The organism is Kitasatospora mediocidica KCTC 9733 (assembly GCF_000744225.1).
Classification (GTDB): domain Bacteria; phylum Actinomycetota; class Actinomycetes; order Streptomycetales; family Streptomycetaceae; genus Kitasatospora; species Kitasatospora mediocidica.
On sequence record NZ_JQLN01000001.1, the window covers coordinates 246708 to 259072 of the forward strand.

General features: G+C 72.6%; 12 protein-coding genes. All 12 read left to right on the plus strand.

All coding sequences use genetic code 11. The features are described from left to right. Window positions 1-8: 8 nt before the first annotated feature. Entirely contained in the window at window positions 9-461 is a 453-nt protein-coding gene (locus BS80_RS01095) for a phage tail protein (protein ID WP_035791586.1), read from the plus strand. Continuing rightward, window positions 458-862: a hypothetical protein gene (locus tag BS80_RS01100; RefSeq protein WP_035791589.1), complete on the plus strand. Its 405-nt coding sequence runs from the start codon at window positions 458-460 to the stop codon at window positions 860-862. Before BS80_RS01095 ends, BS80_RS01100 begins: the two co-directional genes overlap by 4 nt. Then, entirely contained in the window at window positions 859-1017 is a 159-nt protein-coding gene (locus BS80_RS43735; RefSeq protein ID WP_332262145.1) for a DUF6760 family protein, read from the plus strand. The genes BS80_RS01100 and BS80_RS43735 overlap by 4 nt, the downstream gene beginning before the upstream one ends. 56 nt (window positions 1018-1073) lie before the next feature. Then, window positions 1074-4109 carry an eCIS core domain-containing protein gene (locus BS80_RS01105; RefSeq protein WP_035791592.1) on the plus strand — a complete coding sequence of 1012 codons (3036 nt, stop codon included), beginning with the start codon at window positions 1074-1076 and terminating at the stop codon, window positions 4107-4109. 79 nt (window positions 4110-4188) lie between these two features. Beyond that, entirely contained in the window at window positions 4189-4647 is a 459-nt protein-coding gene (locus BS80_RS01110) for a phage tail protein (RefSeq protein ID WP_035791596.1), read from the plus strand. A gap of 53 nt (window positions 4648-4700) precedes the next feature. Next, entirely contained in the window at window positions 4701-5180 is a 480-nt protein-coding gene (locus BS80_RS01115; protein WP_051965597.1) for a phage tail protein, read from the plus strand. Window positions 5181-5191: 11 nt separating this feature from the next. Next, window positions 5192-5902 carry a LysM peptidoglycan-binding domain-containing protein gene (locus BS80_RS37375; protein ID WP_051965599.1) on the plus strand — a complete coding sequence of 237 codons (711 nt, stop codon included), beginning with the start codon at window positions 5192-5194 and terminating at the stop codon, window positions 5900-5902. 4 nt (window positions 5903-5906) lie between these two features. Then, the gene (locus BS80_RS01125) at window positions 5907-7868 is read left to right on the plus strand and encodes a VgrG-related protein (protein WP_035791599.1); all 1962 of its coding nucleotides are present in this window, start codon (window positions 5907-5909) and stop codon (window positions 7866-7868) included. Window positions 7869-7879: 11 nt separating this feature from the next. Continuing rightward, on the plus strand, window positions 7880-8299 hold the full coding sequence (locus BS80_RS01130) for a GPW/gp25 family protein (RefSeq protein ID WP_035791602.1): 420 nt from the start codon (window positions 7880-7882) through the stop codon (window positions 8297-8299). Continuing rightward, window positions 8299-10257 carry a putative baseplate assembly protein gene (locus tag BS80_RS01135; protein ID WP_035791605.1) on the plus strand — a complete coding sequence of 653 codons (1959 nt, stop codon included), beginning with the start codon at window positions 8299-8301 and terminating at the stop codon, window positions 10255-10257. Before BS80_RS01130 ends, BS80_RS01135 begins: the two co-directional genes overlap by 1 nt. Continuing rightward, window positions 10254-10793, plus strand: a complete 540-nt coding sequence (locus BS80_RS01140) for a phage tail protein (RefSeq protein WP_035791607.1) — start codon at window positions 10254-10256, stop codon at window positions 10791-10793. Before BS80_RS01135 ends, BS80_RS01140 begins: the two co-directional genes overlap by 4 nt. Beyond that, window positions 10793-12355, plus strand: a complete 1563-nt coding sequence (locus tag BS80_RS43385; protein WP_198045395.1) for an NADase-type glycan-binding domain-containing protein — start codon at window positions 10793-10795, stop codon at window positions 12353-12355. The genes BS80_RS01140 and BS80_RS43385 overlap by 1 nt, the downstream gene beginning before the upstream one ends. Window positions 12356-12365: the final 10 nt, after the last annotated feature.

Genomic DNA, 12365 nt, shown 5'->3' on the forward strand with positions numbered 1-12365 from the left:
AGACCCCCATGTCAGCGGGACTCCAGCAGCACGACGCGATGACGGCGGCACGGTTCTCGATCACCATCGACAACTACGAGATCGCCTCCTTCTCCGAACTCTCCGGCATCACCACCGAGGTGGAGCCGGTCGACTACCTCTCGTCCTCCGACAAGGAGGTCATCTTCAAGAAGCTGCCCGGCAAGGCGAAGCCGCCGACGGTGGTGCTCAAGCGCGGCAAGACCACCGGCATGGAGCTGTGGGCCTGGCACCAGACGGTGTTGGAGGGCCAGATCGCCGCGGCCCGCAAGAGCTGCTCACTGGTGATGTACAGCTTCGACGGCAAGCCCGTCGCCCGGTACTACCTCTCCGACGCGTGGCCGTCGAAGCTGGAGATCGGCGCGCTGAAGGCCGGCGCGAGCGAGGTACTGATGGAGACGGTGACGGTCGTCTGCGAGCGGATCATCCGGGTGTCGCCGTGACATCCGCGACCGTCGTGGCTCCGACCGCCGGCCTGTGCACCGAGTACCCCTTCACCCTCCCGCGTGGGTTCGTGGACAGCTCCGGCCAGGTGCACCGCGAGGGCGTCATGCGCCTGGCCACCGCCAGGGACGAGATCGCCCCGCAGTCGGACAGCCGGGTGCGGGCCAATCCCGCCTACCTCACGGTGCTGCTGCTGGAGCGCACGGTCGTCTCCCTCGGCAGCCTGCCGGAGGTCGCGGGGTATGTGATCGAGGGGCTGTTCGCCTCCGACCTGGCGTTCCTCCAGGACCTCTACCGGCGGATCAACCAGGAGGGCCACACCCAGGCCGAGGTGGCATGCCCGTCCTGCGGGCACGACTTCGCCGTCGACGTGGCCGGTGATGCACCGGGGGAAGCCTGACGTACGCCGCGGACCGCCTCTGGGAAGAGGCCGCCTACGTGGCGTACTACCTCCACTGGTCCCTGGACTCGATCCTCGACCTCGAACACCCGGTTCGCCGCCGGGTGATCGACGAGGTCGGCCGGATCCACCGTCAGCTCGCGGAGGACGACTGACGAACACCGCGTGTCAAGGCCCCCCTTCGCCGGCACCCCCTCAGGAGCTTCCCACCATGATCTGGCCCTTCGGCGGCAAGCGCCGCCCCGTCGCGTCACCCGCACCGGCCGCGCCGACGACGCCCGCGTCGTCGGACGGCGGACCGGCGGCGGTGGCGGCTCCCGAGTCCGTTCCGGTACCGCCCGCTGCCTGGCGGTCGGCGGCCCCGCTGCGGGTGACGGCGAAGGCGGGTCCGCTCACCCTCACCGCCACGGGCGCGGCGCCGGTGAGCGCGGCCGTCCCGGTGGCGGCGCCTGCGCGGGTGCCGGCCGGTCGGCGTCCGGTGGGGACGGTGACCGGTCTCGCGGTGGTGTCCGCGCGTCCGCCGCGCGCGGGCGGGCAGGACGGGCTCCACGACCCCGCCGATCCGGCGGAGTCGGCGCCCTCCGCCCTGCCGCACCCGGCGCCGGCCCGGCGGGTCCGCACGGTGGCGGAAAGCACCGCGCGCCCCTCGCTGGTGCACGCGGACGACGCGTACCTGGGCGAGCCCCGGGTGGCGGAGCGCCCGGCCACGCCGGCGTGGATGAGCGGGCTGGGCAGCGCCGGGACCCCGCTGGACATGTCCGCCTTCCTGTTCCCCGGACTGCCGACCATCGAGGAGGCGGCCGAGCTCGAGCCGAGCCCGGCACCACCGGTCTCCCGCGGCGCCCAGCTGCCGCGGCTGACGCTCGGTCAGAGCCGCCGCCGCGGCCGGGACGGCGACCGCAACGAGTCGCAGGGACAGGCCCCCGACACCGCGCCGGACCCCCCGGCGCAGGCACCGGCACCGGCACCGGCACCGGCAGCACCCCCGCAGGCGCCCGCGCCCCGGCCGGAGCCTGCGCCGATGGACGCGGCCGCGACCGAGCCGCCGCAGGCCCTGCCCCATCCCCTGCCCCCGCGTGGACGTTCGGACCGGGCCACCGACCCCGCACCGGCGGCTGACCCGGTCCCGGACACGCAGTCGGCGCACGCGCCCACCGCCGCCGAGGACGCCGAGGACGCCGAGCCGCAGATCCGGCACCTCCCGCTTCCGCACCCGCCCTCCGGCAGGCCCGGACGCTCCGGTACGGCCGCGCCGGAACCGCACGCGCCCACCGCGGCCGGCTCCCACGACGCGCCGGCCCCCGTCCCCGGCCTCCCCCGCCCGGAGCTCCCGGCCAGACCGGCCGTCCCGGTGGGCCTGCGCGCCCCCCTGCCGTCCCACCAGGCCGCCGCCCCCGAGGAGGCCGCCGACCACGACACCTCCCGCCCGACGGACTCCTCCGGCGCGACCGCACCGGTCGGCCTGCACGCCCCGCTGCCGACCCGTCCAGCCGGCCTCGCGGCAGCGGACGGGACTGCGGAGCCCGGCACGCCGCGGCGCAGCGCCGCTCCGCTCGGGCTCCAGGCACCGCTGGCCCACCCCGCGCGCCGCGCCCCGCGCGCCGACGACGCCTCGGACGCACCCGTGTCCGTGCCCCAGGACATCGCCAGCACCTTCGCCCGGCTCTACGGCGCCGACGTCTCGTCGGTGCCCGTCCACCGTGGCCCGGCCGCGGACGCCCAGGCCACCGGACTGTCCGCCCGGGCCTTCACCCGGGACGGCGAGGTCTACCTGCCCGAGAACGCGGGCCCGTTGGAGCATCCGCGCGTGCGCGGCCTGCTGGCCCACGAGTTGACGCACGCCGTGCAGCAGCGCCGGCACGGGTCCGCGCTGCCGTCCGAGAACTCGCCGGTCGGGTCGGCGATGGAGCTGGAAGCCCAGGTGGTGGAGCGGCACGTCTCCGGTGATGCCGGCGTCCCCGCCCCGGAGGTCGCCCGCGACTTCGTCGCGGCGGTCGAGCAGGCCGACTCCGGCCACACCGGCGGGGACGGCCACGACCACGGCAGCGACCAGTCGGGCACCGACCTGTCGAGCCTGGTCGGCATGTCCTGGAGCCCCGACACCGGAATGGTCCCGGGCGGCGAGGGCGTGCAGCGGGCCCGCACCGAGATGGAGATCAACAAGGAGTTCCTGGACGAGCTGAACGAGTACAACCTGAAGCGGGGCAAGCCCTCCGTTCCCGGTGTCGAGGCGCTCGACCCGGAGGAACGCGAAAAGCTGCTGATCAGGCAGCGCCGGGCGGACAACGAATCCGATCCGGACGAGATCGCCGCCGCGGAGAGCCGCAAGCTCGACTGGTCGGAGTGGGCCGCACAGACCGGCTCGGCCGTGGTCGCCGGCCTCGCCCGGCCCTTCCACAACATGGACGAGGAGCGCGAGAACAAGCTGCGCGACGACATCCGCGACAGGCACGAGCGCTGGTCGCGCGGCAACACCCCGGGCGAGGAGAACACCGAACTCACCGACCTCGCCCGCCAGGACGCCACCGCAGGCGGCACGACCGCCGCGAGCGCCCCTGCCCAGCCGCTGGACGCGGGGGCGCTCGACACGTTGTCCCAGCAGGTCTACGACCGCCTGGTGCCCCTGCTCCAGAAGGACGGTGTCATCGCGCCGGGCGCCCTGCCTGGTGGCGCCAGGGGACGTTCTGCGAGGCGGCCCCCCGCGCCGGGCGCCGCGAAGCCCGCCGCCGGCACCCCGGCCACGCCCAAGGCCGCAGCCGTCCCGGCAGGCGCGGCGAAGCCCGCGCTCCCGGGTGCCGGCGCCAAGGCCGCTCTCGGCGGAACCGGCGAGGCGACGGAGGAACAGGAGGCCGCGAAGCGGCAGCTCGACTGGTCGGAGTGGGCCGCACAGACCGGCTCGGCCGTGGTCGCCGGCCTCGCCCGGCCCTTCCACAACATGGACGAGGAGCGCGAGAACAAGCTGCGCGACGACATCCGCGACATGCACGAGCGCTGGTCGCGCGGCAACACCCCGGGCGAGGAGAACACCGAACTCACCGACCTCGCCCGCCAGGACGGGGCTGACCCCAGCGGCCTGCCGACCGCGCCGAAGACCCCGCACGCCGGCGCCTCACCTACCACCGCCGACCTGGTCGAGCAGCTCGACGAGACCGCGATGGCCGCCCTCGCCAACCGTCTCTACGGCCCGCTGTCCCGCATGATGCGGGACCAGCAGCGCATCACCGTCCTGCGGTCCAAAGGCGGTTGACCGCATCGACGACCTGACGACCTGACGGCGCCGGCCGCACCGGCCGGACACCGTTCTCCACCACCATGAAGGAGTAGCCATGCCCCTGTCCGACAGCAGCACTCTCGCCCTCGCCAACCGGTTCGCCGTCAAGGTGGACGGCAACAAGAGCTACGACCTCGGAAGCTGGTCCAAGGTCGACGGCCTGGACGTGCAGTGGAAGATGTGCGACTACCGCGCGGGAGACGCCGGCAACAACCGCTGGTACTTCCCCGGCTTCACCGAGTACAGCACGATCAAGCTGGTCCGCGCGGTCTGTGACGACTCCAAGAAGGTCAAGGCCTGGCTGGACAGCAACTCCTTCAAGACCGCCCCTTACATGGGTTCGATCAGCCTCATGGACCCCGCGAACAAGGAGGTCATGAAGTGGGAGCTGCGCCAGATCGTGCCGTCCAAGTGGTCCATCAGCGGCGGCTTCGAGGCGGGCGCCAGCAAGGTCGCCCTGGAGATGCTGGAACTGACGCACCTGGGCTTCCTTGAGGACGACATCACGACCTGACCCGCGGCGCCACGGCGCCACCCGAGCCCGTCACAGGAGAAGGAGAGAGAGCCGTGCCGACGAAGCCGACGAACGTCCTGGGCCGGACACCGCGGATCGGCCTGTCCGCCCGCTTCCGTGTCGAGGTCGACGGTGTCGACCTGGGCGGCTGGGCCAGCTGCAAGGGGCTGTCCGTCACCTTCGACAGCGAGGAGCTGGAGGTCGGTGGCAACTACGAGCACGCGATCCTGCTGCCCAAGCGGTTGAAGTACAACAGCATCACACTGATCCGGGCCATCACCCCCGAGGGCACCAAGGCGGTGCAGGGCTGGCTGCGCAGTGTCCTCGACGGCTGGGTCGACAGCTACCACGGGGACGACTACACCCCGGGCACCGCGAAGATCACCCTGCTGGACTCCGCGTGCAAGACGGTCGTCGGGACGTGGACACTGCGCGACGTCTACCCCAAGTCGTGGAAGGGCCCGGACCTCGACGCGGAGAGCGGGAAGATCGCCACCGAGACTCTCGAACTAGTCCATCAGGGCTTCCTGTAGGAGGAGTTGACATGATCTATGGCCCTGCCATCCTGATGCGGGCCGAGGCGGGCATTCCGGGCGCCGTCCCCTTCGAGCTGACACCCGACAACATCAGCCTGGCGAAGGAGGTGCGCTCGCACAGCCACGGCAAGAAGAAGTCCGGCAACTGGGGCACGGTGTTCCGGCGCACCGAACCGACCCGCATCACGCTCTCCGACGTCACGCTGCGCGGGTTGCAGACCAAACCGCTCTGCGACCAGCTGATGAACTGGATGACGCCCGGCGGCGGCCTGCTGGGGCAGATGGCCGGCGGCGCGGTGGCGGTGCTGCAGGGCGACAAGAAGGGCGGGTTCACCAACCGCCTGCCGACCCTGCTCTTCCAGTGGGGTCCGCCGCACATGGGGTTCTGCTACACGGTGATGCTCACCGGGGCAACCATCAAGTTCACCCGGTTCAACCGCGACGCCATCCCGATCCGCGCCAAGGTGAACCTCACCATGACCGAACAGCCCTCGCTGCTCGGCACCCTGCCGACCAATCCGACCTCCGGCGGACTTCCCGGACGCAGCAGCCGCACCGTCACCGAAGGCGACGACCTGCCCTCGCTCGCACTGGCCGGCTACGGCTCGCCGGGGGCGTGGCGCGAGGTGGCCGATGCCAACGACATCGAGGATCCGCTGCGCATCCGCCCGGGCCAGGTCCTCTACCTGCCCAATCCCGACGAACTCTCCGACCGGTGAACCCATGACCACTCCCCTCGTCTCCACCCCGGGCGTCTGCGAAGCCCAGGTCCGCGCCGGCTCCGCCGTACCCATGGCCCTCAGCGACAAGCTGGCCGACCGGATCGTCCGCGTCGTGGTGGACACCCACCTCCACCTGCCCGACATGTTCGAGATCACCTTCTACGAGCCGGACAGCGCCGACGGCACCGCCGTGGAGGAGCCCGCGCTCCAGATCGGCTGCACCGTCGAGGTGCTGGGCGCGGCCAGCGGCCAGCTCACCAGCACCCGGCTGATCGTCGGCGAGGTCACCGCGATCGAGGCCGTGTGCGAGGACATGGGCGTCTACACCGTGGTCCGCGGATTCGACGCCAGCCACCGGCTGCAGCGTGCCAAGCGCAGCTACGTGTACCTCGACCAGAGCGACGGCAGCATCGCCGGCCAGCTCGCCCGGGCCTCCGGCCTGAAGGTGGGCGTGGTCGAGTTCGGCGACCGGTCCCCCTACGTGCCGCAGATCGCCGAGACGGACTGGAGCTTCCTGCAGCGCCGCGCCCGGGCGACCGGCTACGAGACCGGCGTGGAGGACGGCAGGTTCTTCTACCGGGAGGCCGGCCCGTCGCTGACCGCGAAACTCGGCCTGCTGCCCGAGCTGTCCTTCGGCGACAACCTGCTGGCCTTCCGCCCGCGGGTGAGCAGCATCGGGCTCACCCCGCAGGTGGAGGTGCGCAGTTGGAGCCCGGAGACCTCCAAGGTGGTCGTGGCGCGGGCCTCGGTCGAGCCGCCCGACACCGCTCTGGACCACCGCACCGATCCCAAGCGCTACGCCTCCCAGTTCACGCCGTCCTCGTTGCCGGCGGCCACGGTGGGCGACGGTCCGGCGCCCGCCGCGAACGCCTACGTGGTCCCGGACTGCTCCGCCGGGGCCGGGGCGGGCGCGTCGGCCGGCACCGACGCGACCGCCCAGGCCATCGCGGACCGGATGGCCCGCACCCACACCGAGGCCACCGGCAGCGCGCAGGGCGATCCGGCGATCCGGGCAGGCGCACTCGTCAAGATCCAGGGCGTACCGAACCGGTTCTCCGGCAGCTGGCGGATCACCCGGGCGGAGCACGTGTTCGACGAGAACGAGCCCGGCGGCTACCTGACCCGGTTCGAGATCGGCGATCACACGGATCCGGCTCCCGCCGCCGCGGCACCGGGCTCCGAAGCACCCGTCCAGGGTCTGGTGTGCGGGCTGGTCAGCGACCTGAACGACCCGACCGGCCGGGGCCGCGTCCGGGTCCGGCTGCCCTGGCTGGCACCGGACTTCCAGACCGACTGGGCGCGGGTCGTCCAGGCCGGCGCCGGAAAGCGCGGCGGCGCCCTGATGCTCCCCGAGGTCGGCGACGAGGTGCTGGTCGGCTACGAGATGGGCGACGCCCGGCGGCCGTTCGTGCTGGGCGGCCTGCTCAACGGCCAGAGCAAGTACAACGCGGACGGCCTCGGCGGTCCGATGACCGAGGTCAAGGGGAGCACCGCGCGCCGCGCCCGGCAGGGCTTCGTGAGCACCTCCGGCAACCGGCTGGTGTTCACCGACAACGTCCCCGAGACCGGGGGCAACGCGACCGAGTCCGTGGTGCAACTGGGCACCAAGGGCAGCGAACTCGCGCTCACCCTCGACCAGACGGCCAAGTCGGTCACCCTGCAGTGCCAGCCCGGGGAGAACGGGCCGTCGGGCCGGATCACGATCGCGTGCTCCGACAACGGCACCATCACGATCGAGGCCGCCAAGAACGCGGCGGTCAACGTCAAGGCCGGTGACGACGGCACCGTCAACATCGAGGGCGGCCGCGCCGTCAACGTCAAGGGCGGCACCGGAACCGTCACGGTCGCCGGCGCCGAGGTGCAGATCAAGGCCGACAAGCAGCTCACGCTCAAGAGCTCCGGCCCCGTCGACATCAGCGGCGCCACCGTCAGTCTCAGCGGCACACCCATCAAGTTGAACTGAGGAGAAGAGTCATGCCACAGGCCAGAGCCGCGGACTTCGTCGGCGCCGGCTGGGCGTTCCCGCTCGGCGTGGACGCGACCGGGGGCATCGCCCTGGCCCGGCACCAGCAGGAGATCGAGCAGGCGATCCACCTGATCCTCGCGACGTATCCGGGTGAGCGGCCCATGCGGCCGGCGTTCGGCTGCCGGCTGCGGGACTTCATCTTCCGCGACACCGGCGGCCAGACCCGGGCCGAACTCGCCACCGAGGTCCGCAACGCGCTGCTCGGCTGGGAGCCCCGGATCGACGTCCAAGCGGTGCGGGTCAGCCCCGATCCCGACGAGCCGGCCCGGCTCTACATCGACGTGCAGTACGCGATCAAGACCACCAACGACTGGCGGAACCTGGTCTTCCCGTTCTATCTGATCCCCGAGGAAGGAGGCGACTACTGATGTCCCTGCCCGCACCCGATCTCGACGACCGCCGGTTCCAGGACCTGGTCGACGACGCCAAGCGCCTCGTCATGCGCCGCTGCCCGGAATGGACCGACCACAACGTCTCCGATCCCGGCGTCACGCTCATCGAGACCTTCGCCTACATGACGGACCAACTGCTCTACCGGCTGAACCGGGTCCCCGACCGCCTCTACCTCAAGTTCCTCGACATGCTCGGCATCACCCTGCTGCCGCCGACCGCGGCCCGGGTCCCGCTGACCTTCTGGCTGGCCGGCCCGGCCACCACCGCGCTCAGCCTGCCCATCGCGACCGCCGCCGCCACCCTACGCGGCGACACCCAGGAGCCGGTGGTGTTCTCGACCACCGAGGTGCTGCAGCTTCCGGCCTGTCGGCTCGACCACCTGATGACCCTGCACACCGCGGTCGGCGAGCTCCAGCCGCGCGACGAGCACCTGCGACTGGAGATCAGCTTCCCCGCGTTCGGCGACGGTCGCCCCGGCCCGGGTGACGCGCTGCTCGTCGGCCTGAGCGACCCCGCACCGCGCTGCCTGGTGCGGATCGATCTCGAATGCCACATCCAGGGCATCGGCGTGGACCCCGACCATCCGCCGCTGCGCTGGGAGGCGTGGGACGGGCTGGCCTGGGCCGCCTGCGAGCTCCAGCAGGACGACACCGGCGGCCTCAACCGCCCCGGCTCGGTAGTGCTGCAGCTGCCCGACCGGCACGAGGCCAGCGTGCTGGACGGCCGACGGGCCGGCTGGCTGCGCGCGGTGGTCGTACCGGCCGTCGACGACCTGCCCGGTTACAGCGCCTCACCGGTCATCGACGCGATGAGCGCCTGTGTGGTCGGGGGGACCGTGCCGGCCGTGCACGCCGAGCTGGTCGGCGAGGACGTCATCGGCACCGCCGAGGGAGTGCCGGGCCAGCGGCTGTCGCTGTCCCAGGCGCCCGTGGTGCTCAGCGCCGCCGAGCCGATCCTGGAGACCAGCTCCGCCGACGGCTGGGAGGCCTGGAGCCGGGTCGACCACTTCGCCGCGAGCGGCCCCGAGGATCGCCACTTCGTCCTGGACGCCACCACCGGAACCGTCCGGTTCGGACCGGCCGTCCGCGAGGCCGACGGGACGCTGCGGCTCTACGGCGCCACGCCCCGGCGGGACTGCACCGTCCGGGTGCGGCGCTACGCGATCGGCGGCGGGCGCGACGGGAACGTCGAGGCAGGAGCCATCCAGTCGCTGAAGACCTCGGTGCCCTTCGTGGGGAAGGTGGAGAACCTGCGCCCGGCCCAGGGCGGCGTGGACGGCGAGAGCGTCGCCGAGGTCCGCGACCGCGCACCGCTGCTCCTGCGCACCAGGGACCGGGCCGTCACCGCCGAGGACTACGAGGTCATCGCCCGGCAGGCGGCACCGGAGATCGGCCGGATCCGCTGTCTGCCCGCCGGCACGGACGGCGTACCGGCCGGCACCGTCAAGCTCCTGGTCGTGCCCGCGGCGCAGGCCCGGGACGCACGGGTCGCCTTCGAGGAACTGGTGCCGCCCAGGGAGATGCTGGAGCGTATCGCCGCCCGACTGGACGCCACCCGGCCGATCGGCACCACCGTCGTGGTCGAACCACCGCTGTACCGGGGGGTGACCGTGGTGGCCCGGGTGCGGGCCACGCTCGGCGCCGGAGCCGCCCGGGTCACCGCGGACGTGACCCAGGCCCTCCACGCGTTCATCAACCCGATCACCGGCGGGCCGGACGGCAACGGCTGGCCGTTCGGACGCCCGGTGCAGTCCGGTGACCTGTTCGCCGTCGTCCACTCGGTGCCCGGCGTCGAGCTCATCGAGGAGATCCGGCTGTACGGCGCCAACCCGGTCACCGGCGAGCGCGGGGAGCAGACCGACCGGCTGGAGGTGGCGCCGAACAGCCTCGCCTTCTCCTTCGAGCACCACATCAAGGTCGAGGAGCGGCAGTGAGGGGGACCGTCCCGGGGCTTCTCATCCCCTACCCGATCGGCGGGCTGCTTCCGGCGGTGTACCAGGAGGACTCCTTCACGCAGCGCTTCACCGCGGGTCTCGACGAGGTGCTCGCTCCGGTGGTCTCCACGCTCGACTGCCTGGACGCCTATCTCGACCCGGCGCTGACGCCCGTCGACTTCCTCGACTGGCTCGGCGGCTGGCTCGGGCTGGACCTGGCCGAGCACCTCACCGCCGACCGCCGCAGGGCGCTCCTCGCGCGTGCGGCCGACCTCTACCGTGCCCGGGGGACCGCGGCGGGGCTGCGCGAGCACCTCGAGCTGGTCTTCGGCGGCCGGGTCGAGGTGACGGACACCGGCGGCGTGGTGGTCGGCGCGGCCGGAAGCGGCTGGACGGACACGGGTGTCCAGGCGCAACCTGCACTGCTGGTCCGGATCGCCCCGCAGGCCGCCGTGTCCCCGCTGCTCATCGAGGAGTTCGTCGCCCGGCTGAAGCCGGCGCACGTGACGCACACGGTCGAGGTGCTGCAGCCGTGATGGTCTGTCGCAAGTGCGGCTTCCGCAACCACCTGGACGACGCCTTCTGCGGGAAGTGCGGCGCCTTCCTGGAGTGGACCGGCCAGAAGGTGGCGCTCGACGTCGAGGAGGAGATCCGCGAGGAGGCGGAGACGGGCGCCAAGGGCCCGCAGCCGACCTTCTTGCAACGGGTCCAGCGCAGCCTGTACATCGACGTGGGCGACCGCGACCCGCTGCCGCCCGACCCCCGCCGCGCCAACATGCCGGGGATGCCCCCCGGCATGGGCGGCGGCCCCGGCATGCCCGGTGGTCCGCCGCGGCCCCCCGGCATGCCCGGCGCTCCCGGTGGACCGGGTGGTCCGCCGCGGCCCCCCGGCATGCCCGGCGCTCCCGGTGGGCCCGGTGGTCCGCCGCGGCCCCCCGGCATGCCCGGTGGACCGCCCGCGCCGCCCGGCCTTCCGAAACCGCCGCCACCACCGCCACCACCCCCACCGCCGGGAGTTCCGAAGCGGCCACCGCCACCGCCACCACCACCGCCTCCGCCGCCACCAGGGCTGACGAAACCGCCACCGCCGCCGTCCGGGGCCACCCGCGCCGAAGCAGCCGACGAGATCGCGCCGACGGACCGGCTCCCGGCAGCTGCGGCACGCCGGGACCCGTTGGTCGACACCATCCCGAACAAGATCGTCTCCGCGCCGGCCACCCGCGACGAGCCGACCGAGGTGGTCCCCCAGGCGCCGGCACGCCGCCCGGTGGCGCACCGGGAACCGCGCGCGGCGCGCCGGCGCGAGGAGGGCGACAAGCTCTGCCCGTCGTGTCGCACGGGCAACGACCCTGCCCGGAGTTTCTGTTACCGATGCGGTTCCTCGCTGGAGGAGGCCGCGGTGGTCCGCGAGGCGTGGTGGCGCAAGTACGTGCCGCGCCGGCGCAGTGTCGTCCTGAAGGCCGGCGCACGACCGGGGCAGCCCGGCGTCAAGACGAAGCGCGGACTGCCGCCGGTCTCGGCGCTGGCCGGCCCGATCCGGTCGTTCGCCGGTGTCGCGGCACTGACCGTGGCCCTGCTGTACTCGATCCACCCGCCGTTCCGCAACGCGGTCTGGCAGCAGGTGGGCAAGGGCCAGGCTCTGGTCAACGGCATCGTGCACCCCCAGCTCTCGCCGGTGGGTCCGATCGACGTCACGGCGAACGCGGACGTCCCCGACCACCCCGGAAAGCTCGCCGCCGACGGCTACAGCAACACGTTCTGGGCCTTCCCCACCAACGGCCAGAGCCCGACGCTGACCATGACCCTGCAACGGCCGGTTCGGCTCGACGGCATTCTGGTACTCAACGGTGCCAACACCGACTACCAGAACTACTCGAGGCTCGACCAGGTCCGCGTGAGCTATTCGAACGGACACTCGCAGGACGTCTCGTTCCAGAACTTCCCCGACAAGCAGGAGATCCGGCTGAACAGTGAGGGAGCGGTCAGCTCCGTCACGTTCACCGCGCTCTCCTACTTCACCGCCGCGGGAAAGACGCTGGGCGCCCTGTCCGAGGTCGAGTTGCAGACCCAGACCAGCGGCCTGCGCCTGGGCTGGTGACCGAGGCCGG

Coding starts and splice junctions, on each gene's coding strand:
- BS80_RS01095 (WP_035791586.1), top strand. CDS start 9: ATGTCAGCGGGACTCCAGCAGCACGACGCGATGACGGCGGCACGGTTC.
- BS80_RS01125 (WP_035791599.1), top strand. CDS start 5,907: ATGACCACTCCCCTCGTCTCCACCCCGGGCGTCTGCGAAGCCCAGGTC.
- BS80_RS37375 (WP_051965599.1), top strand. CDS start 5,192: ATGATCTATGGCCCTGCCATCCTGATGCGGGCCGAGGCGGGCATTCCG.
- BS80_RS01105 (WP_035791592.1), top strand. CDS start 1,074: ATGATCTGGCCCTTCGGCGGCAAGCGCCGCCCCGTCGCGTCACCCGCA.
- BS80_RS01130 (WP_035791602.1), top strand. CDS start 7,880: ATGCCACAGGCCAGAGCCGCGGACTTCGTCGGCGCCGGCTGGGCGTTC.
- BS80_RS01110 (WP_035791596.1), top strand. CDS start 4,189: ATGCCCCTGTCCGACAGCAGCACTCTCGCCCTCGCCAACCGGTTCGCC.
- BS80_RS43385 (WP_198045395.1), top strand. CDS start 10,793: ATGGTCTGTCGCAAGTGCGGCTTCCGCAACCACCTGGACGACGCCTTC.
- BS80_RS01135 (WP_035791605.1), top strand. CDS start 8,299: ATGTCCCTGCCCGCACCCGATCTCGACGACCGCCGGTTCCAGGACCTG.